The organism is Pedobacter nyackensis (assembly GCF_032678475.1).
In the GTDB taxonomy this organism is placed as follows: Bacteria; Bacteroidota; Bacteroidia; order Sphingobacteriales; family Sphingobacteriaceae; genus Pedobacter; species Pedobacter nyackensis_A.
In genome coordinates this window covers 270,601-297,212 of sequence record NZ_JAVTSF010000006.1, presented here as the reverse complement: position 1 = coordinate 297,212, position 26,612 = coordinate 270,601, and the positions used below count along the sequence as shown (strand labels likewise).

Below are 26,612 nucleotides of genomic sequence, written 5' to 3'. Positions count from 1 at the left end.
TGGTTAATAACAAAATGATAATATGGGATTTGACTTCTTGGACAGAATTGTATTAGGAACTGCAGGACTGGGAGGAGTATGGGGTAAAGTAGATCAAGAAGAGTCAATTAAGACGGTTATTGAAGCATTGGAACATGGTGTGAGCTGTATTGATACAGCTCCGGCTTATGGTGATGCAGAAGAACTGCTTGGCGTAGCACTTAAACAATGGAAAGGCGCAGCCCCCTTCATTAGTACAAAGGTAGGTCGGCTCAAATCTTTTGAGGTAAAAGGCGAGCATTATGATTTTTCATTTGAGGGGATGAAAAGTAGTATTGAGTCAAGCCTTAAAATGCTTGGACGGCAACAGGTTGATTTACTTTTATTACATGATCCGCTGGTTATACAGCCTGCAGACGCTGAATCTGCAGTGAATAACCTGGTGGAATTGAAGCGCCTTGGCTATACCAAACATATCGGTCTCGGTGGAAATGCCCCGGCTTGGTTTTTACCTTATACAAGAGCTGGTTTTTTTGAAGTTGTGATGGAATTTAACAGGTTGAATGCTTGTAATACAGAAAGCCTGGAAACAATGCTCCCTTTTTGTAATCAGCGTAAATTGACCTATTACGCGGCGAGTCCTTTAAATATGGGATTGTTAGGGGCCAGTTATTCTGTTTTTACCACCAGTCCTCCCGAATGGCTGGCCAAAGAACAAGTTGACAACGCAGTCCGGGCGAATGCAATTGCTTTAAAATATGGTATCTCACTTGCTGAGCTTTCCTATAGATTTTTGATGAGCATTCCTTATGATTTTAAAATTGTTACGGGGCCAGGTAATAGAACGGAGCTACATGACATATTTAGTCATCTCAATACCGGATCTCTACCCGAAGCCATATATAATGACATTGTTCAAACCACAAAAAAGTATTTAGATGAATCAGATCGACGAGGAAATCTTTAACATCAAAAAAATCAGGATCCGTGTGCTTGAACAAGTACCAGCGGTTACACCTTTTCAGGACGCGACAATGGGGCCGTTCCCATATTTTGGCATTTCTATTATAACGCTTGAAGATGAATATGGGAACATTGGGGAAGCGCCCGTTTATAATAGTTATCTGAATATCCTTGAAACCTGTTTGTTTCCAATACTATTTCATAGTCAGCATACACCTTATAAACAATTTTTTCCATTCCTTTACTGGTCAATTAGAAATGAGGGGTTTAAAGGTGCTGCTGCTGCGCTATTGGGACAGGTTGATATGGCTTTGTATGATCTTGCAGCAAGAAGGAAGGAGGTTCCATTGCATCAATACTTGGGGGCAGTGGAGAATGAGGTAAAGATGTATGGAAGTGGTGGTGGAACGAATTATTCGCTTGCCGAACTGGAAAAGGAGGTGACTTTTTTCCTCGAAGCAGGAGTTGATTGTTACAAAATGAAAGTGGGAAAGGATTTTGGTAAAAGTATCAGTGACGATGTTGCAAGAGTAAAATTTGTAAAAGGTCTAATTGGAAGCAAGGTTAGGCTAGCCGTTGATGCTAACCAGATATGGAGCTGTGCAGATGTGTTTAACTTTATAGATGCGATAGGTGAGGATAACCTTTGCTGGATTGAAGAACCTGTGCATTCAGCGTCGTACGATCTTATTGAAACAGTATGTAAGGCGACAAAAGTGGCGGTCGCATACGGAGAGTCAGAACGTACCTCAAAGATCTTTCCTACACTGGTAAATTGTGGTGTCAGACACCTGCAACCAGTTCCTACTCAAATTGGCGGAATAAAGGAATGGATGGAAGTGAGGGATCTTTCGATCAATAGAAAATTAGATTTTTCATCTGGCGGATATTCTCTATATTCGACGTTCCTAATGGCAACAGCTAGTGGGACAGGAATGATAGAGTACCTATATTCCATTATGCAGGGACTGGAGAAATATTTTCTCGTACGTCCCTCATGGCGGAATGGAAAATTCATATTTTCTGATATTGCAGGTATACCCGTCAGAATAGATTGGGATAAGTGTTATAAGGAAGATAAGATAATCAGGGAACTCAACTGGGAGCAGGCAGATGTCCCCAGGTACAAGCCTGTAGTATCTATGTAAAAATAAAACGCTTTGGGCTTATCTTTTAATTATCTCGATTATACAATATTAGCGATATACCTCCTCGCACTTTTTCTTATAGGTTTTTATATGAATAAAAAAGGTGAGGTGGGTGAAGATATATTTCTCGGAGGAAGAAGCCTGAAGTGGTGGCAAATTGGATTTTCGATATTTAGTGCCAATGCCGGCCCAATGATGTTGATTGGTTTTGCTGGTTTAGGCTTTACCCATAAAATGGCTGGAGCGAATTTTGAATGGCTGGCCTGGATATTTTTATTGTTACTTTCCGTCATTTTCCTTCCATATTATCTGAAAGCGGGAATAAGCACAATCCCTCAATTTTTGTTGATCCGTTTTGGAAAAAGATCGTATTCCTTTCTTATTGCCTATAGTCTGGTTTCTATATTGGTAGTTTGGCTTGGAAGTGCGCTTTATGCCGGAGGATTACTGATATCCTTGATTTTTGAATGTTCAATTTACTTGCCCATAATGATCATTGCTGCAATTGCAACAAGTTTTACAGCCGTGGGTGGTTTAAAAGCTGTAGTGCGTACGGGAATATTTCAGTCAGTTATTATTATCGTATCTTCAGTTTGTCTGGTTTTTCTGGGGCTTCAGAAAATTGGCGGTGTAGATGTATTAATTGCAAAAACGCCGTCCGACTATTGGAAGCTTTTTTTGCCTTCAGATAATCCTGAATATAGCTGGGTTGCTATCCTTCTGGGCTATCCGGTAGTTGCCATTTACTATTGGTGTGCTGATCAGACAATTGTGCAAAAGGTACTGGCAGCGAAAGATTTGAAACAAGCACAATATGGGACGGTGTTTATTGCTGCACTTAAGATCATTATGCCATTTATTTTCCTTCTTCCCGGAATTATGTGTTATGTGCTATATCAGGACAGTGCACATGCGGACAATGCCTATATGGTTATGGTTGCACAACTGATGCCACATGGTTTTCTTGGACTTAGTGTTGCTGCTTTGGTTGCAGCTTTGATTGATACGGTTTCTTCCAGTCTCAATTCGTTTTGTACCGTTTTTACGCTGGACCTGGTCCCTTTGTTCAGTAAACAGAATAAAAAGCAGCAGATGCGTATGGGGAAATGGATTACGGTTGTTGCAGCCGTATTTGGTGTCGCTATCGCAATGATCTATGCAAATTCAGGTAATAGTTTTTTTGACCTGACACAGGGCCTGGTTTCTATTCTGGCTCCTCCGCTTTCAGTAGTGTTTTTAGCCGGAATTTGCTGGAAAAGAATAAATGCAAGGGCTGTGGAAACAGTGCTGTACGGCGGTGGATTACTTTGTGTTGCAATTGGTGCCTGCAATGTCCTTAATTTTCCATATCCGGGATTTTGGCCACATTTTTTAATGCTGTCATTTTATCTTTTCCTTTTTTTAGCAATTGTTGTTGTTGTTGTTACACTGCTTACTGGTAAACAACAGTTTAAGACTGTTGATATGGCAGTTTTACCTGGCGAACTGAAGCTTCATGCCAATAGGAAATTGCAGCTATTATGGGCTTCGCTTGCCGGTATTATGATATTTTTATACTTGTTTTTTAATTAACAAAAAGATGATGAATTATTTAAAATTACTTTTATTATGTGTTTGCCTTTCTTCTTGTGCAGGAACTGATAAACCGCTTGCAGGGCCTCAATATCAGGAGCATGTTTTTGTGGTTAACATTGCAGCAGGGGAGGAGAAATTAAATGCTTACCTGGATTACCACAAAAAGATTTGGCCCGAAGTTGAAGCTGGCTTTAAAAAGGCAGGTTACAGACAAATTTCACTTTATCGTTTCGACCACCTTGTTGTCATGCGAATTCTGGTCGATAAAGGTGCTGATCTTGACCAATTGGGTAAATTAGCAGAGTCCTATAGTCCAAAATGTAAAGCATGGAACAACTTAATGGGTGAATTTCAAGTAGGCGTTACCGGGACGGCCCCAGGGCAAAAATGGGTGGAAACCGAGCTGTTTTACGAATACCCGAACCGTCCTTAAGCCAACACCCTGTATTGTTTCGTGAAGTCACGGGGGGATAAGCCTTTGACTTCCTTAAAATGTTTATTAAAATTGGAGATGTTATTATAGCCACTCATGTAACAGGTTTCAGTTACATTGTATTTGCCTTCCATTAACAATTTTGCGGCATGACCTATTCTGATCTCTTTGATAAACTCAACAAGTGTCCGGTTGGTTTTTAATTTGAAAAATCTGCAGAATGCTGCGGTAGACATAGGTACAGTCTCTGCAACATCATTTAGGGAAATGTCTTCTTTGAAATTTTTGAAAATATAGTCAAATACCCGGTTGATTTTTTGAGCTTCAGTTGAGCTTTCAGAAATATTGTAGGACAATGAGGAGAGTTTTCTTGACGATTCAGAGTGTGCAAGTAAATCGAGCAACTGAAGCATAAGTGTTGCACGATAAAGGCCGGTCTTTTCCAGCATTTCTTTTAGTATTTCTCTCGCTTGTACGATGGTTTGTCCGGAAAATATAACGCCCATAGAGGCATCGGCAAACAGCTGTTTTATAGCAACGGCCTCCGGTTTTTCCAGCAGTTCTTTGCCGAGGAAATCGGGAAAGAAATGAACGATAATGGCCTCAGGGTCTAAATGACTTTTAACCTTGCCATGGTACTGCCAGCAGTGTGGGACGTAACTTCCTAAAAGGACCAGCTCAGTCCCCTCGAAGTCTTCAATGTTGTCGCCTACGAAACGTTTGCCAACGCAATTTTCTAATAGCGCGATTTCAAAATTGAAATGTGATTTTAACGAGGTATATTTCTTGATTTCAAGGATTTCCGACCTCACGGTAAACGACTCTTCCGGAGGAAAAGTGAAGTTTTCGTATATGAATTGCATCTTATAGGAACAGGTTGTTTTATTTGGTTGTGTACACTAATGTAAAAAAAAAAATCAAGCTTTTAGCTTTACTGTCCATATTTTATTATAAACAAGGGGTGGAAAGGAATCAAAAATCGCTAATAGTCAGGATAAAAAAATATGATTTTAATGCAAAAAAAACATCGATTTTAATCAAATTACAGGAACTTAAATACAACTGGATTTTGTTATTTTGAATACGGTGAATTCGCATATACACACACAACATATATATGGATTATTGTTACAGACAACTCATAAGGCGCATCATGATCCTTATGAGTTGTCTTAATTGGAATGTTTAGCTGAGTGACAGTAAATCTAGCTTAAAACACGATTTCTTTAACATCAGTGTTAATGAAGAAGATTTTATTAATTAAAAAATAGTTTCTTTCAATGAAATACTTAAAATGCCGATTAATTCTGTTGATTACTTTAACAGCGGTACAGTTGAATGCCCAAACCCCTGCTCCCGGGCTTGCCGACAAGCTTATTGCTCAACTTAATGGTCATCTCTATGCAAGCGTAACCAGATTTGATGGGACATCACCAATAAAAATACAGACTTTTACCAATGGTGTAGCGAAAACAGAAGAAGGATTATGGCAGTTGAATGTTAGTCAGAAACCGGTTTTAAATAGCTCACAGGAGCTTGATATTCAAGCAAGTTTTGAGTTGAAACAAGGAGTAGCCACGACAACAGGAGTTGCTTTTTCGTTTGATTTTTCCAGCTGGACGCCTGAGAACTATGTCATGGTTCCAGCAATAGTTTACAATGGTAACAGATATCGGTCTATAGGTAATGGTTATAATCCTACCTATCCGGATGATATGTATTACAATCCTAAGGTGCCACTTACGATTTCTAACAATCCCAGATTGTCTATTGAAAAGGAGAAGTCTTCATTAATTGAACTTCAAACCACCAATACTGCAACCCCATCAATGTGTTTTTTCTCAGCCCGGGAAAAGAAAGGTTTTATAGTATTGACTGAACAGCAGACTGAGCTTGGGAATACCGGCCTTACGATTACAGAAAACAAAACCCAGGATAATTGTATTTTTACGCTGAATGTGCCATCGGTAAGGAAATTGGCAACAGGCTTTGGCGATTTTCATAAAAGTGGTGATGTTGCCCCAAACTGGAAAGTGGGGGATAAGGTTGTTTTGAAAATGCGCCTGCTTGTTTTTGATGCCAACAATATACCTGATCTGTTGTCAAAGTTTTTTAAAGTTCGTAAGTCATTGACTGGTGAAAACCACCCTCGTAATCAATTACCGATGAGTCATTATTTAAAACTCACTACAACAATTTGCAGCAATAATTTTATTACTGTTCCTATAGGAAGTTATTATATGCCTGAAAATAACAGGGACTTTCAATTGGGCTGGGTTAGCGGAATGATGAACACATATCCTATGCTGGCCCTGAATGATTCGAAAGAACGAGAACGGGTTGCCCGGGAGCTGGATTTTGTAGTTGCTAAACTTCAGGGCAAAAGTGGCTATTTCTTTGGAGGAATAACAGAAACGGGTAAAATAATGGCTGAAAAGGCCAACCCTAAATTTCCAGCGGTCCAGGCTATGGTACGGAAAAATGGTGATGTACTGTTGATGCTGATCAAACATCTGATGTTGTTCAAAGCCCAGGGATATGCCGGAGATATACATGCGGAATGGGAAATGGCAGCCCGAAAATTAGCCGGTGCTTTTACAAGAACCTGGAAAAAGCATGGGGAGTTTGGCCAGTACATTGTTCCGGAAACGGGGGAGATTGCTGTTTTCAATTCTACTGCTGGTGCTGTAGCACCTGCCGGGCTGGCGCTTGCAGCAGATTATTTTAAAAACCAGGAATGGCTAAAGGTTGCAGAAGAGGCAGCTGATTACTATTATCAGCGAGATGTATTTACACAGGGATTAACAGCTGGCCATTGTGGTGACATTTCGCAGGATGCAGATTCAGAATCAGCTTTTGGTTTTTTAGAATCACTGATGGGCTTATATCATTATACACAGGATAGAAAATGGCTTGAAAAGGCAGAAGTTCAGGCTGCTTTATGTGCTACCTGGACCATGTCCTACGATCCTGTTTTTCCTCAAAACAGCCAGATTGCAAAACTTGGGGGGAAAATGGCAGGGGCAGTGTGGGCAAGTATTCAGAATAAGCATGCAGCTCCCGGTTCCTGTACCAGCTCTGCAGATTATCTTTTTAAACTCTACAGGGCTACCGGAAATAAACTATATGCTGATTTGATTGCTGATATCCAACATGCACATGCCGAGGCGGTTAATATTCCTCCTTTTCACATTACCACGGGTAACCTGCCAGGTTCAAGTATGGAAAGGATTCAGCCAAGTGATGCTGAAGGCAAGGGGGCTATGGGTAATTTTATAAATACCAGAAACTCATGGACAGAAACAAATGGTATGTTGATGGCGCTTGAACTTCCTGGGATTTATCTGCAAACCGATCATAAGAAACTTGTTGTTTTTGATCACGTAACGGCAAAAATTATAAAGTCGGATAAAAAAGGTACTTTAGTACAAATCAAGAATGCTACCCCGTTTGATGCTGATGTTACTGTTTTTGCAGAAAGTAAAGCAGGGTCAAAAATACCTCTTTCTTATACGGCTTTTCTGAAATGGCCAAAAGTAAAGGTTAAGGCGTCGGAAGAAATTAATGTACTTGTTTCGAACACCGGTAAAGTAAGTAGGATTTAACAAGCTTGACACTATGATTAAGGCAAATCAACAAGTTAATACGGTCGATAAATATTCAGGTTTAAGTTACCTGTTTCTTACTTTTCTTAAAATCGGATGTGTTTCTTTTGGTGGACACATGGCCTTAATAGCTGTTGTAGAAAAGGAAATGATTGAGAAGGATGGACGTATTACTTCTGAAGAGCTCCTTAATGCCGTTAGCATAGGTAGTTTGTTACCCGGACCTTTAGCTGTCAACGTGGTGGCTTATATAGGTTATCACCTCGAAAAAAAGGCGGGATTGGTGGTTAGCATGCTGGGTGTGCTGCTGCCGGCATGTGTCCTGATGTATATTCTTTCCTGGTGTTATTTTAATTATATTCATGTCAAAGGCCTGTCGGACATTATGGTTTATACCGTTGCGGCAGTTAGCGCGATTATATTAAGCACCGGATTAAATATATTTTTAAAAGAAGTGAAAGGACATAATGGGAAACTGGCACTATGCTGTTTTTCTATCCTGCTGCTTTACTTTGTTAAAGGTTATTTTATTATTGTTTTGTTGATGGTATTCGGGGGGCTTACTGGAATCGTATTCAGACTGGGAAATCTTACTACTAATCAAAAACAGAGTTTTAAATGGGGGAAAACAAGTTTTAGCGCAGGGGCCGGCTTGTCTGCATTAGCCCTTTTGTATGTCTCTTTTATTTCCGGCTTGTACAAATACAGCAATCAGATACTGTTAAAAATTGTTTCAGTATTCTCTGGTATCAGCCTATCACTTTTTGGAGGTGGTTATGTGATGATACCCATCATGCAATCGCTTTTTGTGACTGAATTAAAATGGCTGACCAATCAGGAGTTTATAGATAGTATCGCTTTTAGCCAGCTTACACCGGGACCAATTCTGGTAAGTGCTTTTTTTACAGGATATAAGCTGGCAGGAATTCCTGGGGCATTAACGGCTATCCTGGCCATCTTTTTACCTTCGGCAATGCTGATGATCATCGTCGCTAAAATATTTAAACAGAATGCAAATTCTGCGCTGATGAAAAATGCACTGGCCGGTATTAAACCCGTTGTGGTAGGGATGATCCTTGCTTCCGCAATTAAACTGTTTTTTTCTGCAGTGTATACTCCTGTTAGTATTGCCTTGTTTTTTACTGCTTTTGTCTTAAGTTTCCGTTTTAAATTTAATCCGGTATATTTAATTCTGATAGCCTTAATGGTTGGTGCTGTCCTCCATTTTAGTGTTTAACTGCCAAATATAAATCTCATAGGATAAAGAGGTATGATGAATAATGGAATACAAATTATAGGGACCCAAAGGTCCGGGTCTAATCTTTTAAGAGTGATGCTGGACCAATCAGCAGAAATTGCTTCACCACATCCACCTCATATTCTGGTTACTTTTATGCCACTTTTGGCCTCGTACGGAACTTTAGATGCAGTGTCCTACAGGCAATTGGTAAAAGACGTAGTGGCTTATGTAAATGTTAACCCCGTGCCCTGGGAAGGAGTTGTACTGGACGAGGAGGAAATTTTCAGGCAATCAGAAAGTTATCATCTGTTTACATTGAACAGGCTGATCTACGAGCAGGCAGCGATCAGTAAAAATGCAAAATACTGGTGCTGTAAAAGTATGGCCAATGTGCATTATGCTGCGGAAATGGAGGCCTTCGGACTACAGCCTAAATATGTCTTTCTTTATAGGGATGGCCGGGATGTTGCCTGTTCGTTCAAAAAGGCAATTGTGGGGGAGAAACACATTTATCACCTCGCCCAGCAATGGAAGAAAGATCAGATGGCTTGTATCCGCTTAAGAGAAATCCTTCCGGCGGACCGGTTCTTTTCGCTCAATTACGAAACATTGATTACGGCACCAGAAAATGAGATCCGCAGACTTTGTACTTTTCTGGATATTGACTACCATCCTGATATGTTGCAGTTTCATGGATCTAAAACATCAAAGCTTACAGCCGCTGCAGGAGAGATGTGGAGCAACCTTGAAAAACCCATTATCAGTAACAATACAGGTAAGTTTTTAAACGAGTTTAAAGACAATGACCTCGAGATTTTCGAACTTGTGGCTGGTGAGGTTTTAACGGCCCTCGACTATAAAAGGTATGCGCTTGATGCGGATCAACGTTTGATTGATGCTGCTCAGCTGGCCAATTATGATCAAGAGAATGAAATTTTAAAGCAGGAAGCATTGGCTGTTGCCCGACCAAGTGATCTGGAAAACAGGGCGCCTCAGTTACAAATCCTCAAAGAAATAAAATCAAGAACAACCTGCAAGGTTCAATCAATTTGAAAATGAAAAAAATAGACATAACACAAATTCTTACCATAGCTGTTGAAGCGGGGAAAGCTATACTCGAAGTCTATCATGATCCGAGCCAGGATTTTCAGGTTACGTCCAAAAAAGATAGTTCACCTTTAACGGCGGCGGATAAGGTTTCGCATGAAATCATTATGAAAGGACTTGCTGCATTGCACCCGGACATTCCTGTATTGTCTGAAGAAGGTGCGGAGATTGCTTATGATATCAGAAAAGACTGGAAGCAGTATTGGTGCGTAGATCCCCTGGACGGGACCAAGGAGTTTATTAGCCGGAATGGAGAGTTTACCGTTAACATTGCTTTGATGGAAGATAACGAACCTGTGATGGGGGTGATTTATAGCCCGGTTTTAAACGTAATTTACTACGGAAGTATGGATCTGGGTAGTTTTAAAATGATACCTGGAGCTAATCCGGAGCCTATTTTTGTGGGTAAGGAACTGGATTCCTGGACGGCTATCGGTAGCCGGTCCCATGCAGATCAGGAGGAGGAGGAAGTGTTGAAACAATTTCCGGTAACTCAAAAACTATCTATTGGTAGTTCATTGAAATTTTGCCTGATAGCCGAGGGGAAGGCGCATGTTTATTATAGGAAAGGACCAACGATGGAGTGGGATACTGCTGCCGGACAGGCAATTGCAGTTAGTGCTGGGGCCAGAATGTTAAATGCGGTAAAAGAGAAGTTCTGTTACAATAAGCCTTCACTTTTAAATCCAGGATTTTTTTGCCAGGCCCGTTAAGCAAGCTGTATACTATTTATTTTAGCGCTTACTGTTGTGTATAACTGGTCACAACATTGTTCAGCTGTGAGATTCGCGGTAAGTAAGATAAGGTCTGGATTTTCTGGTTTTTCGAAGGCCGAGCTGATGCCGGTGAAGTTTTTAAGGGTATTGTGCTGCGCCATTTTATAGAGGCCTTTTACATCCCTTTCCTGGCAGATATGTAGAGGGCAGTCGACAAATACTTCAAAGTACATTTCCTGTAATATTTGTTGTGCAAGTGCCCGGTGTTCGTTCAATGGGGTAATAAAGGAGCAAATGACTATTATACCTTTGTTGGCAATAATTTTGGCAGTTTCTGCGGCTCTTCTGATATTTTCTGCACGGTCGTCCATGCTAAAGCCAAGGTTACTGTTTAAACCTTTTCTGAGTTCATCACCATCCAGCTGGATGGAAAAGATATGTTCTTTTTGAAACTGGGCCTCTATTAAATTCGATACCGTACTTTTTCCGGCACCGGATAGTCCCAGCATCCAGATAACCAGTCCTTTTTGATCTGATAATTTCATCTTTCCTAATTTACAGCTTAGTCTTGAATTGGAGTAAATTTAAAAGAATAAATTAGAAAAGATAAGGCAAATGTTCTATTGTAAATTTTAATTTTTAATAGAACAAAGTGTAAATTAAAATAATTATATTCACGTTGTTTCCTTTGGGATAAACTTAGACGCTTTATTGTATATGTTAGAATTGGATGAACAAAATCTTGATGACGACAATTTATTGTTGGAACAGATTGTTTCTGGTGATGAATTTGCTTTTAATCGAATGTATTATCAAACCAACAAGAACATCTATAATGCTGTAATGGCTTATGTAAAAAATGAGCACATTGCGATTGAACTTGTACAACAAGTTTATATCAGGCTTTGGAACAATCGTCAAAAATTAAAAGGCGTAAAAAGTTTGAAGGATTATCTTTTTATCATTGCCAAAAATTTAACGCTTGATCATTTTAAAAAAGTAACCGTAGAAGCGACTTTTTTTGCGGGACTCAGGTTGAAGGAAAATGCATCTGAAAATACAACGGACGAAAAGATCGAACAATTGGAATATGATAAATTATTGAATGATGCGATAGGGCAGTTGCCGCCTCAGCAAAAGGAAACATGGCTTTTGATTAGTGAAGAGGAGCTTAGCTATGCCGAAGCCGCTACAAAAATGAATATCTCCAGGTTAACGGTAAAACGACATTTAGAGTTGAGCCGTAAAAGCATACGCGAATATCTCAAATCCCGTATTTATAGCGGTTAAAATATTTTTTTTCATGGATTGGGCCATTTGGTTTTGTGAATCGTCTTTAGGTAAAACACAATTCCAGGATAATGAGCAAAGTTCGTTTTTATACACTTTTACAATACTTTAAAGAAGACCTCATTTCTGAGGATGAATGGCATGAATTGCGGGGCATGATAAAAAGTGGTCGTTTTGATGATCAGTTGGAAGATGATGTCTTGATTTCCCTGGATAGCAAAGGAAAGAAAGAGAAATGGACAAGGGATATCGAACAGGATATATGGGCCGGTATTTATGCTGAAATTGGTAAAGGTTCGAAAAAAACCAATTATAGATTATGGATGGCCGCGGCGGCTGTACTGCTGTTGGTGCTGACTGCAGGGGTGTTATTCCTTAAATCCAATCATTTACCATCCGGGAAAGTAAATACGATTGCCAAAAATGATGATATTTTGCCGGGAGGAAATAAAGCTACTCTTACGCTGGCAAATGGTGAGCATGTGGCGTTAACCGATTCAACAATGAACCAACTTGCAAATCAGGCAGGCAGTTCTATAAGTAAAACGGCTAATGGCATCCTCATTTATAAGGCAAATGCTTTAGCTAGCAATTCGGGAACTGAAACCGGGGAAGTTGTATTTAATACCCTTAGGACACCAAGAGGAGGACAGTTTCAGATCGTATTGCCTGATGGGACTCATGTTTGGCTAAACGCTGCATCGTCGCTTAAATTCCCTGCTGCATTTAAAGGTAAAAAAAGACAAGTGGAGCTTAACGGTGAAGCTTATTTTGAAGTAGCTAAAAATAAAAAGATGCCGTTTACAGTGCATACCAAAAATCAGGAAATAGAAGTGTTAGGTACTCATTTTAATGTTAGTAGTTATGATGAGGAAACAACAACAAAAACAACTTTGCTGGAAGGCTCTGTTAAAGTTGTAGCTCAGAATAACCAAAGAGTTCTTGTTCCTGGCGAACAGGCTCAGATTAATAACAGTACTAAGAAGATTAAGGTTCAGTTAGCTAATGTTGATGAAGCGATAGCATGGAAAAATGGTTATTTCGTGTTTAATGATGAAAAACTGGAAAGCATAATGCAACGGGTATCCAGATGGTACGATGTTGACTGTCAGTTTGAAGGCGACCTGGGTAATTTGTCATTTTTAGGTGAAGTAGAGCGGTCAAAAAATATATCATCTTTATTAAAGGTGTTAGAATCAACAGGAAATGTTCATTTTAAAATAGAAGGGAGGAAAATTATCGTTATGCCATAAAACTTACAGAACTAACGGTAGTTTAAACGAAGTCAGGGATGCTGTAACACCCCTGACAGATGTTTGAATGTACTATGATAAAATCAGCTAAACAACTAATCAATTATCCACGTCGTTTTTCTCTATAAAAGAGAAGAGACTTCGTCGCGTAACCAAACAAAAACAAATGTATGAAATTTTACGGGCAATTCAGATTTAAGCTATTAGCTTGGAATTCTGGACAAATAATACGTATAATGAGGCTAACCATTCTCATATTAGTAACATGTTTACTCCAGGTAAGTGCTTCAACCAAGGCACAAAGGATATCTTTGAGTGAAAAAAATGCATCGCTGGAAACCATTATCCGGAAGATCAGAAATCAGAGTAATTATTATTTTGTCGGGAATACAAAATTAATCCGGCAGGCGAAGCTCATAGATATTAGTGTCAAAAATGTAACAATTGAAGATGCGCTTAATCAGTGCTTTGCAAACCAGCCACTGATGTATTCCATTATTGATAAGACTGTGGTGATTAAAACCAAAACGGTGCTAAGCCCGACGCAGATTGCCGAGCAAAAGGTACCTGTAAAAGGTAAAGTTATGGACCAGAACGGAATGGGTTTGCCTGGTGCTTCTGTAAAGATAGAAGGCTCATCCGTGACAGCCAGTACCAATGCAAAAGGTGAATTTGAAATCGAAGCCCCAAATAAGGAAGCCTTTATATTGGTCTCTTATGTAGGGTATGAAGTCTCCCGGCTAAAAGTTGAAGAAGGGGCTTTTATGAATATTCGTCTAAAGCCACAATTACGTGATTTATCTGAAATCGTGGTTGTAGGTTATGGTACTAAACTTAAATCAGAAATCTCAAGTTCCATTTCATCGGTAAATGTAAGTCAACTTAGCGCAAATGCATCCAACAATGTAAGTGATGCACTTCAGGGGCGTGTTGCCGGGGTATCTGTTGAATCAAATAATGGTACGCCTGGAGCAAAGGCATCTATCACTATCCGTGGTTCCAGTACGCTTGGTGCCAATGGTCCATTGGTTGTAATTGATGGAATGCCTTTTGGTAGTCTGGACGGATTAAATCCTGCTGATATACAGAATATAGAGGTGTTAAAAGACGCTGCCGCAGCCAGTATTTATGGATCAAGAGCTGCTGGAGGTGTTATTTTGGTTACTACAAAACTGGGTAGAAAAAATACAGAGCCTACAATTCAGGTTAATGGAGTTTATAGCAGCCAATCGATTCCTAAGCGTATGCCCGTATTAAACGGGGAGCAATGGACTAAATTATTTAATTCTCTGGGAGGTACAACCTTTCCTGCCTATAACGGAACAAGTACTGACTGGCAGGAAGCAATTTTCAGAACTGCTCCAATTTACAAGGTCAATGGTGATGTTACCGGTGGATCAGAACATTTTCAATACAGTTTATCGGGAAGTTATTTGAACCAACAAGGTACTGTTGAGAAAACCGACTTCAAAGCGACTAATTTCAGGGCGAAATCAGTTTACGAAAAAGGCCGTATCAAAATTGGCGAGACATTTATATACAATAGAGAAAATGGAAGGTCATTACCTGCAGGGAACGATCAAACCCATAGTGTTATACTGAGCTCATTAGTTCTGCCTCCTACGGTTCCTATTTATGATCCTAAAAGACCATTAGGTGGCTGGGGAGGAATTGTAACAGGTATGAAAAATCTTTCAAATCCAGTGGCTGATTTACATTCGTTTGATAATCAGTTTAATAGCAGTAGTATAACAGCAGATATCTTTGCCGAAATTAGATTGGTTGATCAATTAAAGTATAAAGTAAATGCCGGACTATCGGAAAGTAGAGGATTTAACAATAATTACGTCTTTGCGTTTGACGATGGAAATGGAAAACAGGCTTTACCGAGTTTATCTATGGGGTCAGGCCTTTCAAATTCATGGTTACTTGAACATACCCTGAGTTACGATAAGAAAATAGGTTTACATAATATTTCATTGTTAGCTGGTTATACTGCTCAAAGAGATACCACTACTTCGTTTAATGGAAGTGGAAAACAACTTCCAAATGGGACTTACAATCTAGGTTCTGCAACTACAGATAAGAATGTAGGAGGTAGTTTAGGGGATGTCAGAAGAGAATCTCTTATTGGAAGGGTTTCTTATTCATACGATTCGAGATACCTGATCAGTGCATCTATTCGTAGAGATGGATCATCTATATTTGCTTCAGGTTATCGTTATGGAGTTTTTCCCTCTGTATCAGCGGGCTGGACTCTTAGCAATGAGAAGTTTTATAGCGCTTCAGGAATTTCAGCATTTATGAACTACTTAAAGTTCAGGGGTAGTTATGGCTTGTTAGGAAATGACCAGATCTCGAATTATTCCACCATTAATGGAATTCGCAGTAACTTAAATTTTCTTACCGATGCCGGGATGGTATTGGGATCTATTCCTAGTGGAAATGCTTCTCCGGCAGATTTAGAGTGGGAAGAGACGAAAACAATTGATGCAGGTCTTGATGCGGCATTTTTTAATAATAAACTTTCATTGGTTTTCGACTGGTATAAAAAAGAATCAACCGGCGTATTGTTAGCGGTTCCAATTCCACTTAGTACAGGAACTGGTGGTGCACCAATCGTAAATGCGGGTACCGTTAGTAATAAAGGGATAGAATTATCTTTGGATTACGCAGACCAGGCTGGCGACTTTAATTATAGAATCGGATGGAATATGAGTGCCAACCGAAATAAGATGACAGCCATTACCATAGGAAGTGGTAAACAGCAATTTGGTGATATACAGCGTGCAGTAGTGGGATCTCCATTAGGTAGTTTCTTTTTAATAAAAACTGACGGTCTGTTTAAAACACAAGCTGAGATTGATAATTATAAAGGCCCAAATGGTCAAAAAATACAGGGTAATGCTGCACCTGGTGACATTAAATTTGTTGATTTCAATAATGATGGTATAATTGATAATAATGATCAGCAATATGTAGGAAGTCCGATCCCAACTTTTGAAACCGGTGTGTCGGGTAGTTTGTCGTGGAAAGGTCTTGATCTGAATTTATTAGTACAAGGTACTTTTGGGAATAAAATATTTAACGGAGGCAGATATTGGTTAGAGTCAATGAACGCATATGCTAATTTATTTACAACTGTTTTAGACGCCTGGACACCTCAAAATAGTGGTTCAAGCTTCCCAAGGTTTACTTTAAATGATCCAAATTTAAATGCCAGGGAGAACAGTGATCGTTGGTTGGAAAGTGGTGCCTTTGTTAGGGTGAAAAGGATTGAGGTAGGGTATACGCTTGATGCAAATACCTTGAAAAATCTAAATGTTGGAAAAGTAAGAGGATATGTTTCAGCTCAGAATCTGTTTACGTTTACAGACTATAAAGGGTATAATCCCGACCTGGGAAATGGCGGTGGTCCATTATCAAGAGGTAGGGATGGTGGATATTATCCGCTTCAAAGAATCATCTCCCTGGGCGTTAATGTAACTTTTTAATTAAAATATAATTAGAGAAATCATGTATAAAAATACTATAAAAACAATGATACCGGTGTTACTGGTTACTTTGTTTATGACATATGGTTGTAAAAAGGATTTTCTTAAAACATCGGATCCAAATCGGATTACAGAAGAACAATTCTGGAAAACTGAAGGCGATGTTATGTCTGGGGTCGCATCAATTTATAGCGCTATGCGACAACCTTTGTATGGCTATTGGGGGGCATTTACGGGGATCCAGAACATCAATTCACTTGGGGACGATGTACTTACGTTTCCGGGAGGCGAGGCTGCGACTATGAATATCGCTTTGTTCGCAAATGAACCTAGAAATTCTGATGCGAGATCTACGTTTGAGGTGCTTTATAAATCTATTTATCGTGCTAATCAGGTGCTGGCTAATATTGATAAAGTGCCTTTGTCTGATGATAAAAAAGCAGCCTTTATTGCTGAGACCAAATTTTTGCGTGGATTATGCTACTTCGAACTGGCATCTAATTATGGAGATGTGCCACTGATTATTGCCGCTGCGAAAACAGCAGCAGATCAGTTCGTTAAAAGTTCCCCGGTAAATGAAGTTTATGCGCATGTCATTCTTGATTTTACAGAAGCTAAAAATGGATTACCTCCTACCCGGGCTGCCGGAGCTAAAGGCAGACCAACAAGCGGAGCTGCTATTGCTTATCTGGGTAAAACATATCTTTATATTAAAGATTATCCTAAGGCTGAGGCTACCTTGGCATTATTAAAAGCAAGTCCTTACAGCTACAGTTTGACCCCTGAATTCTCAGATAATTTTACCAGTAAAAATGAGTTTAACAGTGAAGCTGTTTTTGAGTGGGTTTATGGCGCTGCCGGAGATCCAACGAATCCTTGGGGAGCGGAAAATGCAAATGCGGGGATGTACAATTATTTACCTCAATTGATTGGTTCACGTGCTGCAGGTGGCTGGTTTAAATACATGCCGACTAACTATTTTGTTGATCAGTTTATGTTGGAGCAAAGGGTGGCCGGTTCGGATACTAAATTTGATAAAAGGATGTATTTTACTTTATCCTGGAAGCGCTCGGATTACGGTGAAACCAATATAACTTATTATGGTGATAAAACTTTTGATGATCTTTGGGCGGCTGCTCAAGCTAACATATCTAAACTTCCTGCTACCGTACAGCCTAAAAAGTTCTTAATTCAGAAGTTTACTAATGGTTGGGATACCAAGTCAGAAGGAGATAATTATTGGGGTGCAATACCTTCTACCGCAAACAATGTAATTATGCGCTATGCAGAGGTACTGTTGATGCATGCTGAGGCAGCTGCGAAAAATAATAATTTAGGGGCAGCTATTGCCGATCTTAAGTTAATCAGAGATAGGGCAGGTTTAAAAGAGAAAACGTCTGCAGACCTTCCGGATTTAACAAGTGTAATGGCTGAAATTAGCCATCAAAAACTGTTAGAAATGTTTTTTGAACAAAACAGATGGCAGGATTTAAAACGTTGGTATACTCCTGATCAATTAAAAGCACATTTTACAGCCATAGGCAAAGAAAGGGCAGCATATTTAGAACCTAAACACTATATTTTCCCTATTCCGGCAGAGGAGTTACAAACTAATAGCAAAATTGAACAAAATCCTTTGTGGAGAAACTGATTTTAAATTAATCTCTAAATTGATCTCTAAATTTAAGTAATACCCTTAACCGGGTATTACTTAATTTATTTTTAAAGGTTTAGGACTCGAATTTATGATTTATAATTATACTCAATGTTTTCAAAAATAAACCACTCAAAAATATTTGTTACTGGAATAATGCTAATCGCAATCTGCGCTAGTGCATGTGTTGACAGTGTATTTGGTACCTTCAGAAACATTAAATTAAATGAAACTGCAGATAGAAATTCATTGAGAGTTTCTGTTGATTTTTCGTCTGCTAAAGTTGAAGACGCATACGTGGAGTACTGGCTGGATGGGCAGAAAGATAAATTATTTAGGACTCCTGTTACCACTCAAAAAAAGGATTTCAAAATAGTGCTTACCAATTTAAAGTTTAATTCAACTTATCAATATCGTATTGTGTTGGGGAATGGAGATGTGAGGACTGAATCTGAGGTATATTCTTTTATAACAAAGGATATTCCTGACCAACTAATAGGATTGTATCATGTAGATCAAAAAGATGAACAAGCGCTGCCAGCTGAATTTAAAGAAGGCAGCATGTTGGTTTATAACAGGGAAACACCAGGGTGTATTGCTATGCTGGACTATCAGGGGACTTTAAGGTGGTATCAGCGTTTTAACAATACCGGGGTTAAAGTAGCCCATTTTACCAAAAACCAGACTGTTCTCGCGATTTTGGCACCAATGGATTATCCCACCAGTTATGGGAACGAAATTTTGGAATTGTCGCTGACGGGTGATACAATTTTTCATTTAAAAAAAGGAGAGCAGGATTTTAAGCAGACTATTCATCATGAAATATTGCGTAACGAAAAAAATCAATATCTGACCTTATGTGCAGAGGAAAGAATTCTCGACTTAAGATCGGTAGGTGGTAAAGCCGCGGATACTGTAAAAGGAGATGGGATTTTAGTGTTAGATAAGTCTGGCAAAAAAATATGGAGCTGGAGTGTATTCGAAGCACTTGACCCCTTAAAGGAAAAAAATATTTTAAAAGAAGCAAAAGATTGGATGCATGCCAATAGCCTGTTTATTGATACCGATGGGAACTACATCATTTCATTTTATAACAACGGACAAATCTGGAAAGTTAATGCCTTAAATAAAAAAGTGATGTGGAAATTTGGAAAGGGAGGGGACTTCCCGTTACCTAAGGGGGATGAGTTTGATCAGGGACATGCTGTACACGTGAATAATCAAAAAAGCCTTATTCTTTTTGATAATGGTACAAGCAAAAAACGTTCGCGGGTATTAGGCTTTGATTTAAACGAGATTGCCAAACAGGTATCCTTGAAATTACAGGTGCAATTAAAAGATGGAATCTTTACAGATAGAATGGGAAGTGCTTACATGATTAATGCTAATACTATTTTAACCTGCATTTCGAAACAAAACCAGGCTTTATTGACCGATAAAAATGGAGCTGTATTATGGAGTATGATGTGTGCAAATATTCCTTACCGTGTAGAGTTTATTCCATTTAGTGATTCAAAGCCTTACATAGACGAATTGTAGATTAATTCGACTCCTGTTAAACAGTAATAAAGATTTTGCAGCTGGTGAACATATTCTAACTTATAGTCTAACATGGCAATTTCGCCATCCATCGGCTGGAAATCTTCACTTAATACAAACTGATGCCCATTTTTCTTTTCAAGAACATAAGTAGTTTCAAAACCTTCATCGTATTCATATTCAAATTTCTCAAATCCAAATTTAAGCAACCATTCTTCATCTAATCGTATTGGTTCCATTAATCCGGCAGAATCAATGTCAGACCCATATGGTATTTGCTCCGGAGATCCATGATCCATTGTGTAATTCCCTATTCTTAGTTCGCTTGAGTCCATAATTAATTCTTTGGGCGCAAAAATAGGATAATATCTTTGAGATATGGTGAGCTGATAACAATTCTGTCTAATGTCCGATTTGAAGCTGTTCAATAAGTTGCATCAGCCCGGATGGGTAAATTCCGAACCATACGATCATTAGGGTCAGAACCGATAAAACAATACTGCTGATCAGGTAAAAAACAGGATGTGCTTTTTTGTCTTGTGGAGCAATACTTTGTTCTCCGGAAAACATGGCAGTGATGATCCGGAGATAATAATATAAACCAAAAATGCTACTCAGGACCAGTACTAAAGCCAGCGCCCAAAAACCGCTCTGTATCCCCGCGCTTAGCATATAAAACTTGCCCACAAAACCCGCAGTGAGCGGGATTCCAGCTAAGGAGAGCAGGGCGGTACTAAATATACAGGCCAGAACCGGATGGTCCCAAAACAGCGCTTTAAAATTGTTTATACTTTCAGCGTCCTTCTCTGTATTTGATAGAACAGTAATCACGCCAAACGCTGCAAGGCTGGTTATAAAATAAGCTGTTAAATAAAAGCTGACGGCCTGCAGGCTCATGGCCGTACCGGGAATAAAAGCCACCAATAAATAACCCAGATGTGCAATGGAAGAATAAGCGAGGATGCGTTTTACATTTTTTTGCTGTAATGCAAGTAAGTTGCCAACAATCATCGAGGCAATGGCAATGCTGATCATAACAAACATAACCGTCTGGTACCGGAAGCCATCAATTGCTATAAAAAAGCGAACAAGCACGGCAAAAACAGCTCCTTTGGAAGCAGTAGCTATGAATGCTGTAACAGGACTGGGCGCTCCCTGATATACATCGGCAGTCCACATATGGAATGGCACTACTGCAAGCTTAAATCCTATACCTACCAGCATTAGTCCTAAACCGGTATGAAATAAAAGGGGGAGTGATTTGAACGGTTTAAGGGCAACGGCTAATGTTGAAAAATCCATTGTTCCTGTCTGAAAATATATTAAGGCAATTCCGAAAAGAAGAAAGGCAGAGGAGAATGCAGCCAGAACCAGGTATTTAATTCCCGCTTCAATGTTATGCTGACGGCCACGTAGATAAGCAATTAGGGCATATAGACCAACAGTAAGAATTTCGAGCCCGAGGAATAAAGAAATGAAATGTTTGCTTGTAGCCAATACACATGCGCCAAGGGTACATAAAAAAAGCAATACATAGTATTCCTTTGGGCTTTCCTCTTTTTCTTCAAAATAAACGTACGAAATCATGTTGACCACTAAGCCGGAAAAGATGATCAGTCCCATAATGAATAGTGAAAAGTTATCGATCACGAAAAGAGGTTCTATGTAATGAGGAATTAGGTTGTGAACATAAAAAATAGAAGAAAAACTGATCACAAATAATAGAAGGCTGGTTATCTGAATACTTCTATGACTAAATTTTATGGCGATAAGCATCATGACCAATACCGAAGATCCGGCTAGTAGCAGTAATGGAGTAAGTACGGAAAAGTCAATAGATGTAATCATTTGTCAGGTTTTATATGCTGCGTGTTATCGCTGTTTCCACTTGCTAATAACTGTTCTAATTTGTGAATCATGGGTTTGCTGGTATTAATCACCAATTGAGGATATAAACCAAGCCATATAATGGAAAGTGTTAGCACCACCATTGTGGTCATTTCCATCCATGAAAGATCTTTAACAGGTTCTCCTTCTTTTTGCTGGCCTAAAAAGACTTTCTGCAAAATCCTTAGCGCATATATAGCAGAGAATATAAGGCCGATTGTGGCGAATACAGTAAACCAGATATTGACTTTGAAAGTACCGAGTAAAATGAGGAACTCAGCAACAAAATTTCCAAGGCCGGGCAGGCCTAATGATGCCATGGCAAATAATATGGCTGTAGTGCCCAGCCTTGGCATAGGCAGCCATAGTCCGCCCATCTGGTCAATATCTCGTGTATGGAGACGTTCTTTTAGCATGCCAGCCGTGATAAATAATGCACCAGTGCTAATTGCATGGGTAATGAGTTGCAGGACAACGCCCTGAAAAGCCAATTCATTAAAAGCGAAAATGCCTAAGCTTACAAAGCCCATATGGCTTACACTGGTGTAGGCAATGAGTCGTTTAAGATCGGTTTGTGAGTAGGCAAGTATGGCTCCGTAAATAATTCCAATTACCCCCAGAAACATAGCCCATGGCGCGAATTCCCTGGCGCCTTCAGGGAATAAAGGGAGCACAAATCTCAAGATGCCATAGGCTCCGGTTTTCAATAACAATCCGGCAAGGATTAAACTTCCCGCGGTGGGAGCTTCACTATGCGCGTCGGGAAGCCAGGAGTGAAAAGGCACAACAGGTAGTTTTACTGCAAACGCAATCATAAAACCCATCATCAGCCAAAAGCCCACATTTGGAGAAATGGCGGTTCCTAATAATTCAAAATAGTTAAAGGTATAAACACCAGTTGTTTTACCGTGGATAAAATATAAGCCAAGAATAGCAAGAAACATGAGCAGGCCACTAGCCTGGGTGAAAATGAAAAACTTGTAGGCCGCGTATTCCCGGTTTTTGCTTCCCCATATCCCAATAAGGAAATACATAGGGATTAACATCACCTCCCAGAAAAAGTAAAATAAGAACAGGTCCATTGCCATAAATACCCCGGATATCCCCGCAAGTATCCACAGCAGATTGAAATGATAAAAGCCTACACGTTCCGTAACCTCTTTCCAGGAACAGAGTACCGCCAGGATGCCCAGGAAAAAAGTGAGCACCAATAGTAGGAGACTTAGGCCATCGATTGCGAGATGAAAGCTGATACCGAATGAAGGGATCCATTCGTGTTGGAATTCTTCCAGCCAGGGACTGGCAGTTTGAATGCTGATCGTATTGTAGTGTTCAATCCAAAAAGATATCAGGCCAATAAATCCAGTTAACAGGGTGTATAAAGTAATCCACCTTGGCAAGGTCTTGTTCCACCTTCCAAGGATGAGTGCCAGTAGGCCTCCCCCCATTAATAAACCGATGAGCCAAACTAATATCATAACATAATTTGTAAACCTAATATGATGATTACACCTATAACCAGCCCCATGGCGTACCACCTTAGGGAGCCCGACTGCATTAATGATAAGAACCTGTAAAAACCAACAGTGATGAAGGTGATCAGCTGATATATTTTATCCACGACATCATTTTTATTAATATGGGCTATAAAAACAATTGGTCTCAGGATCAGTGTATCGTATAATTTATCAAAACCCCATCCGGAATGCCAGAAATTGTATAGGCCGGTCATAAAGTTAGATTGTTTTAATTTTTGAATATGTTCTGGCCGTTTATGCCATAGCAGATAAGCGGTGTATATCCCTGCAAAAGTGGCCAGCGCTGCGAGAAGCTGGAACAGTAGTTCTTCATTCGCGACCGATCTTAAAACTGTTTCTGGTAGTACCTGATGGAGCAGGTCTGAAAAAAGTGTGAGATGGCCTAAATTATGAGGCAGCTCAATAAATCCTGAACAAATAGAAAAAAAAGCCAGGATAATTAATGGAATGGTAATAAACTTATCGGAACGGTATTCGACCTGGGTTTTAGCTTCACCGAAAAAGGTGAGTATAACCATTCTGGTGGTATATGTTGCGGTAATAAAGGCACCTAGAAAGGCCACTGCCCACAATAACGGTGTACCATTTTGGCCAGCCCAGGCATACCATAAAATCTGATCTTTGCTATAAAATCCGGCAGTGACTAAAGGTATTGCTGCCAGAGAGGCCGAGCCGATAAGAAAGGTCCAGAAGATTACAGGGAGTTTGTCCTTTAATCCGCCCATTTTAAACATATTGTGTTCATGATGTAATGCGTTTATGATGGCGCCGGCAGCGAGGAATAAAAGTGCTTTAAAAAAGGCATGTACCATGAAATGAAAAATTGCAGCCGTCCAGGCACCCAATCCCAATGCGAGAAACATGTAACCGATCTGGCTGATGGTAGAATAGGCAAGAACCCGTTTAATGTCATATTGTGTAAGTGCACTAAAACCGGCAATCAACAAAGTTGCTGTACCAATAATGGCAACGATAAGCTGGGCTGTGGGGGAAAGCTGGAAGATGACATGCATCCTGGCAATTAGGTAAACCCCTGCGGTTACCATGGTAGCTGCATGAATAAGTGCGCTGACTGGAGATGGGCCAGCCATGGCATCTGGTAACCAGGTTTGCAGCGGGAGTTGTGCAGATTTTCCCAAGCCTCCGGCCAATAGTAGAAGAGCAGTTATCGTAGCTATGGAGGTCCCCGGATGCCATATGGTAGGGGCTTTCACTAAGATTTCCGGAATTACTAAGGTGCCAAACTGGTAGAAGATAACGAAAAGTCCTATGCCCATAGCTGTATCGCCAATGCGGGTAATGATAAAGGCTTTCCGTGCTGCGTAGCCATTGTCAGGGTTTTCATACCAGAAACCGATAAGCAGATAACTACAGAGTCCTACACCTTCCCATCCCAGGTATAAAAGCAGTAAATTGTCTGCCATAACTAAAATGAGCATAGAAAAAACAAAGAGGTTCATACAGGCAAAAAAACGAGCATAGTCTTTGTCGGATGCCATAAAGGCAATTGAGTAGATATGTATAAGGGCTCCGATGAAAGTAATTACGAATACAAACACAAGGGACAAGGAATCTATGTAGAGTGTGATTTTTGGATTGAAACCTGCGACATCCATCCAGGTCCATAAAGTCTGGGCATAGTAGCCGTTTTCGGGAGGGGAGGACAGAAAGTTAATGCCGGTAACAATCATCAAAATCGCAGAAAAGCACACGCTTCCTGTACCAGTTATGGCTACCCAAATTGGCGGCATACGTTTCCCTGCAAATGTCAGGATTAAAAATCCGGCAAGAGGAAAAGCGGGTATGAGCCATAATAGGTTATCCATGATCGTTATCCTTTCATTTCTTTTAAAGTGTCAATATCAAGGGATTTATGCTGGTGATATGCCTGAAGTATGAGCGCAAGTCCGACGGAAACCTCTGCTGCAGCCATTGCCAGGATAAAGATGAACATGACCTGTCCATCTGCTTGTCCCCAATGTGATCCGGCAGCAATAAAGGCCAGTCCGGAGGCATTTAACATCACTTCGACGGAAAGCAACATAAAAATGATGTTTTTGCGGATGATGACCCCGATAATACCCATTACAAAAAGTAAACCGGCCAATAGAAGGATCATTTCTATGGATACAGATGTTGTCATGATGGTTCCTCCTCTTTTAAGAATCTATGTAAGGTTGTTTTTTTATGTTGTCCTATATGTGCAGCACCTATTACACCTGCCATTAACAACATGGCGGCAAGTTCAACACCAATAAGGTAGGACCTGAATAATGAAACGGCTACTGCTTTAGAGTCGACAATATGGGAATTGGATGATGTGTTGCCGGAACTGCTGATCAGGAAAAATAATTCCGCAAAAAGAATCAGCGATAGTAGCGTTGGCCCCAGCCAAACTTTCGGCTTGAGCCATTTTTTCTCTTGTTCTGCAGTTTTTTTACCCAGATTTAAGAGCATGATCACAAAAATGAAAAGTACCATTATTGCCCCTGCATAGATGATAATTTCCAATAGTGCAGCAAAAGGTGCACCCAATAAGAAAAAGATCATTGATAAAGAAAGGAATGAAACAACAAGATACAGCAAGGCATGTACGGGGTTATGTCGGGTTATGACCATAAGTGTTGAAACCAGGGTCACAGTTGCAGTGATATAGAAGAAAATATCCATTTTAAGGTAATAAGCTGTGTATATCAATTGGCGGTTCTTCATTATCGCCTTCTCCTTTTCCTTTTACACCGGCATCCAGTCCGGCAATTTTATAATAATTGTAACCAGGGTATTTACCCTGGCTATCAATCAATAAATCTTCTTTTTCGTAAACCAGGTCCTGTCTTTTGTATTCGGCCATCTCAAAGTCGGGAATAAGCTGTATGGCATAGGTCGGGCAGGCTTCTTCACAATAGCCACAAAAGATGCACCGGGAGAAATTGATACGGAAAAACTCAGGATATCTTCTGCCGTTCTCATCTTCAGTAGCCTGTAAGGAAATACAATCTACGGGGCATGCAGCGGCACATAGATAGCAACCCACGCAGCGTTCGCCCATATCCGGGTCTCTGGTTAGCACAATCCGTCCACGCCAGCGTGGGTGTAACGATACCTGTTCTTCAGGATACTGTATCGTTTCTCTTTTTGCGAACATCCGCAGAAAAGTGAGTCCTATTGTTCTGAGCAGGCTGATCATGGTT

General features: G+C 40.0%; 22 protein-coding genes. 13 read left to right on the top strand and 9 right to left on the bottom strand.

The features are described from left to right. Positions 1-22 precede the first annotated feature (22 nt). The 4 genes from R2Q84_RS19275 to R2Q84_RS19260 all read left to right on the top strand — a co-directional run bounded on the left by R2Q84_RS19275 (position 23) and on the right by R2Q84_RS19260 (position 4,098). Positions 23-946 carry an aldo/keto reductase gene (locus R2Q84_RS19275; RefSeq protein ID WP_316818229.1) on the top strand — a complete coding sequence of 308 codons (924 nt, stop codon included), beginning with the start codon at positions 23-25 and terminating at the stop codon, positions 944-946. Beyond that, the gene (locus R2Q84_RS19270) at positions 918-2,090 is read left to right on the top strand and encodes an enolase C-terminal domain-like protein (RefSeq protein WP_316818228.1); all 1,173 of its coding nucleotides are present in this window, start codon (positions 918-920) and stop codon (positions 2,088-2,090) included. Before R2Q84_RS19275 ends, R2Q84_RS19270 begins: the two co-directional genes overlap by 29 nt. A 90-nt stretch (positions 2,091-2,180) precedes the next feature. After that, positions 2,181-3,662, top strand: coding sequence for a sodium:solute symporter family transporter (locus R2Q84_RS19265; protein WP_316818227.1), 1,482 nt, complete (start codon positions 2,181-2,183; stop codon positions 3,660-3,662). A gap of 7 nt (positions 3,663-3,669) precedes the next feature. Continuing rightward, positions 3,670-4,098, top strand: coding sequence for an L-rhamnose mutarotase (locus tag R2Q84_RS19260; protein WP_316818226.1), 429 nt, complete (start codon positions 3,670-3,672; stop codon positions 4,096-4,098). Here the strand turns inward: R2Q84_RS19260 and R2Q84_RS19255 are convergent. Beyond that, positions 4,095-4,961, bottom strand: a complete 867-nt coding sequence (locus R2Q84_RS19255) for an AraC family transcriptional regulator (RefSeq protein ID WP_316818225.1) — start codon at positions 4,959-4,961, stop codon at positions 4,095-4,097. The two genes, R2Q84_RS19260 and R2Q84_RS19255, sit on opposite strands and share 4 nt — an antisense overlap. Positions 4,962-5,378: 417 nt before the next feature. On the opposite strand from R2Q84_RS19255, the gene R2Q84_RS19250 reads away from it, so the two are divergent. Genes R2Q84_RS19250 through cysQ form a run of 4 tightly spaced genes read left to right on the top strand, consistent with a single transcriptional unit; the run spans position 5,379 to position 10,763 of the window. Continuing rightward, a complete protein-coding gene (locus R2Q84_RS19250) occupies positions 5,379-7,703 on the top strand; it encodes a hypothetical protein (protein ID WP_316818224.1) in 2,325 nt (774 codons plus the stop codon). A 13-nt stretch (positions 7,704-7,716) separates the two neighbouring features. Beyond that, positions 7,717-8,940 carry a chromate efflux transporter gene (gene chrA / locus R2Q84_RS19245; RefSeq protein WP_316818223.1) on the top strand — a complete coding sequence of 408 codons (1,224 nt, stop codon included), beginning with the start codon at positions 7,717-7,719 and terminating at the stop codon, positions 8,938-8,940. Between the two features lie 33 nt (positions 8,941-8,973). Continuing rightward, positions 8,974-9,996, top strand: a complete 1,023-nt coding sequence (locus R2Q84_RS19240; RefSeq protein WP_316818222.1) for a sulfotransferase — start codon at positions 8,974-8,976, stop codon at positions 9,994-9,996. A gap of 2 nt (positions 9,997-9,998) precedes the next feature. Then, the gene (gene cysQ / locus R2Q84_RS19235; RefSeq protein ID WP_316818221.1) at positions 9,999-10,763 is read left to right on the top strand and encodes a 3'(2'),5'-bisphosphate nucleotidase CysQ; all 765 of its coding nucleotides are present in this window, start codon (positions 9,999-10,001) and stop codon (positions 10,761-10,763) included. Here cysQ and cysC read toward each other — a convergent pair. Then, positions 10,760-11,311: an adenylyl-sulfate kinase gene (gene cysC / locus R2Q84_RS19230; RefSeq protein ID WP_316818220.1), complete on the bottom strand. Its 552-nt coding sequence runs from the start codon at positions 11,309-11,311 to the stop codon at positions 10,760-10,762. The two genes, cysQ and cysC, sit on opposite strands and share 4 nt — an antisense overlap. A gap of 172 nt (positions 11,312-11,483) precedes the next feature. Here cysC and R2Q84_RS19225 point away from each other — a divergent pair, with 172 nt between their 5' ends. From R2Q84_RS19225 to R2Q84_RS19205, 5 genes are all read left to right on the top strand, one after another. After that, a complete protein-coding gene (locus R2Q84_RS19225) occupies positions 11,484-12,056 on the top strand; it encodes an RNA polymerase sigma factor (RefSeq protein ID WP_316818219.1) in 573 nt (190 codons plus the stop codon). Between the two features lie 71 nt (positions 12,057-12,127). Next, positions 12,128-13,309 (top strand): FecR family protein, encoded by a 1,182-nt coding sequence (locus R2Q84_RS19220; RefSeq protein ID WP_316818218.1) that lies wholly within the window; start codon positions 12,128-12,130, stop codon positions 13,307-13,309. Between the two features lie 236 nt (positions 13,310-13,545). Beyond that, on the top strand, positions 13,546-16,803 hold the full coding sequence (locus tag R2Q84_RS19215; RefSeq protein ID WP_316818217.1) for a TonB-dependent receptor: 3,258 nt from the start codon (positions 13,546-13,548) through the stop codon (positions 16,801-16,803). A gap of 22 nt (positions 16,804-16,825) precedes the next feature. Beyond that, positions 16,826-18,454 carry a RagB/SusD family nutrient uptake outer membrane protein gene (locus R2Q84_RS19210; RefSeq protein WP_316818216.1) on the top strand — a complete coding sequence of 543 codons (1,629 nt, stop codon included), beginning with the start codon at positions 16,826-16,828 and terminating at the stop codon, positions 18,452-18,454. 114 nt (positions 18,455-18,568) lie between these two features. Continuing rightward, the gene (locus R2Q84_RS19205; RefSeq protein ID WP_316818215.1) at positions 18,569-19,996 is read left to right on the top strand and encodes an aryl-sulfate sulfotransferase; all 1,428 of its coding nucleotides are present in this window, start codon (positions 18,569-18,571) and stop codon (positions 19,994-19,996) included. Here the strand turns inward: R2Q84_RS19205 and R2Q84_RS19200 are convergent. From R2Q84_RS19200 to nuoI, 7 genes are all read right to left on the bottom strand, one after another. Continuing rightward, entirely contained in the window at positions 19,978-20,331 is a 354-nt protein-coding gene (locus R2Q84_RS19200) for a hypothetical protein (RefSeq protein ID WP_316818214.1), read from the bottom strand. The genes R2Q84_RS19205 and R2Q84_RS19200 overlap by 19 nt on opposite strands. 67 nt (positions 20,332-20,398) lie before the next feature. Next, complete coding sequence (locus tag R2Q84_RS19195; RefSeq protein ID WP_316818213.1) at positions 20,399-21,844, bottom strand: NADH-quinone oxidoreductase subunit N; 1,446 nt, start codon at positions 21,842-21,844, stop codon at positions 20,399-20,401. Continuing rightward, positions 21,841-23,361, bottom strand: coding sequence for an NADH-quinone oxidoreductase subunit M (gene nuoM, locus R2Q84_RS19190; RefSeq protein WP_316818212.1), 1,521 nt, complete (start codon positions 23,359-23,361; stop codon positions 21,841-21,843). The genes R2Q84_RS19195 and nuoM overlap by 4 nt, the downstream gene beginning before the upstream one ends. Next, positions 23,358-25,247 (bottom strand): NADH-quinone oxidoreductase subunit L, encoded by a 1,890-nt coding sequence (gene nuoL, locus R2Q84_RS19185; protein WP_316818211.1) that lies wholly within the window; start codon positions 25,245-25,247, stop codon positions 23,358-23,360. The genes nuoM and nuoL overlap by 4 nt, the downstream gene beginning before the upstream one ends. 5 nt (positions 25,248-25,252) lie before the next feature. Next, complete coding sequence (gene nuoK / locus R2Q84_RS19180; RefSeq protein WP_316818210.1) at positions 25,253-25,564, bottom strand: NADH-quinone oxidoreductase subunit NuoK; 312 nt, start codon at positions 25,562-25,564, stop codon at positions 25,253-25,255. Then, positions 25,561-26,133, bottom strand: a complete 573-nt coding sequence (gene nuoJ / locus R2Q84_RS19175) for an NADH-quinone oxidoreductase subunit J (protein WP_316818209.1) — start codon at positions 26,131-26,133, stop codon at positions 25,561-25,563. Before nuoJ ends, nuoK begins: the two co-directional genes overlap by 4 nt. Continuing rightward, positions 26,093-26,608 carry an NADH-quinone oxidoreductase subunit NuoI gene (gene nuoI / locus R2Q84_RS19170; protein WP_316818208.1) on the bottom strand — a complete coding sequence of 172 codons (516 nt, stop codon included), beginning with the start codon at positions 26,606-26,608 and terminating at the stop codon, positions 26,093-26,095. Before nuoI ends, nuoJ begins: the two co-directional genes overlap by 41 nt. Between the last annotated feature and the right edge of the window lie 4 nt (positions 26,609-26,612).

Bases quoted from the DNA above. Each gene is read 5' to 3' on its own strand.
- R2Q84_RS19225 (WP_316818219.1), top strand. From the start codon at position 11,484: ATGTTAGAATTGGATGAACAAAATCTTGATGACGACAATTTATTGTTG.
- R2Q84_RS19260 (WP_316818226.1), top strand. From the start codon at position 3,670: ATGATGAATTATTTAAAATTACTTTTATTATGTGTTTGCCTTTCTTCT.
- nuoI (WP_316818208.1), bottom strand. From the start codon at position 26,608: ATGATCAGCCTGCTCAGAACAATAGGACTCACTTTTCTGCGGATGTTC.
- R2Q84_RS19255 (WP_316818225.1), bottom strand. From the start codon at position 4,961: ATGCAATTCATATACGAAAACTTCACTTTTCCTCCGGAAGAGTCGTTT.
- R2Q84_RS19210 (WP_316818216.1), top strand. From the start codon at position 16,826: ATGTATAAAAATACTATAAAAACAATGATACCGGTGTTACTGGTTACT.
- nuoJ (WP_316818209.1), bottom strand. From the start codon at position 26,133: ATGAAGAACCGCCAATTGATATACACAGCTTATTACCTTAAAATGGAT.
- R2Q84_RS19195 (WP_316818213.1), bottom strand. From the start codon at position 21,844: ATGATTACATCTATTGACTTTTCCGTACTTACTCCATTACTGCTACTA.
- nuoL (WP_316818211.1), bottom strand. From the start codon at position 25,247: ATGGATAACCTATTATGGCTCATACCCGCTTTTCCTCTTGCCGGATTT.
- cysQ (WP_316818221.1), top strand. From the start codon at position 9,999: ATGAAAAAAATAGACATAACACAAATTCTTACCATAGCTGTTGAAGCG.
- nuoK (WP_316818210.1), bottom strand. From the start codon at position 25,564: ATGACAACATCTGTATCCATAGAAATGATCCTTCTATTGGCCGGTTTA.
- R2Q84_RS19240 (WP_316818222.1), top strand. From the start codon at position 8,974: ATGATGAATAATGGAATACAAATTATAGGGACCCAAAGGTCCGGGTCT.
- R2Q84_RS19265 (WP_316818227.1), top strand. From the start codon at position 2,181: ATGAATAAAAAAGGTGAGGTGGGTGAAGATATATTTCTCGGAGGAAGA.
- R2Q84_RS19205 (WP_316818215.1), top strand. From the start codon at position 18,569: ATGTTTTCAAAAATAAACCACTCAAAAATATTTGTTACTGGAATAATG.
- R2Q84_RS19275 (WP_316818229.1), top strand. From the start codon at position 23: ATGGGATTTGACTTCTTGGACAGAATTGTATTAGGAACTGCAGGACTG.
- R2Q84_RS19250 (WP_316818224.1), top strand. From the start codon at position 5,379: ATGAAATACTTAAAATGCCGATTAATTCTGTTGATTACTTTAACAGCG.
- nuoM (WP_316818212.1), bottom strand. From the start codon at position 23,361: ATGATATTAGTTTGGCTCATCGGTTTATTAATGGGGGGAGGCCTACTG.
- R2Q84_RS19220 (WP_316818218.1), top strand. From the start codon at position 12,128: ATGAGCAAAGTTCGTTTTTATACACTTTTACAATACTTTAAAGAAGAC.
- cysC (WP_316818220.1), bottom strand. From the start codon at position 11,311: ATGAAATTATCAGATCAAAAAGGACTGGTTATCTGGATGCTGGGACTA.
- chrA (WP_316818223.1), top strand. From the start codon at position 7,717: ATGATTAAGGCAAATCAACAAGTTAATACGGTCGATAAATATTCAGGT.
- R2Q84_RS19270 (WP_316818228.1), top strand. From the start codon at position 918: ATGAATCAGATCGACGAGGAAATCTTTAACATCAAAAAAATCAGGATC.
- R2Q84_RS19200 (WP_316818214.1), bottom strand. From the start codon at position 20,331: ATGGACTCAAGCGAACTAAGAATAGGGAATTACACAATGGATCATGGA.
- R2Q84_RS19215 (WP_316818217.1), top strand. From the start codon at position 13,546: ATGAGGCTAACCATTCTCATATTAGTAACATGTTTACTCCAGGTAAGT.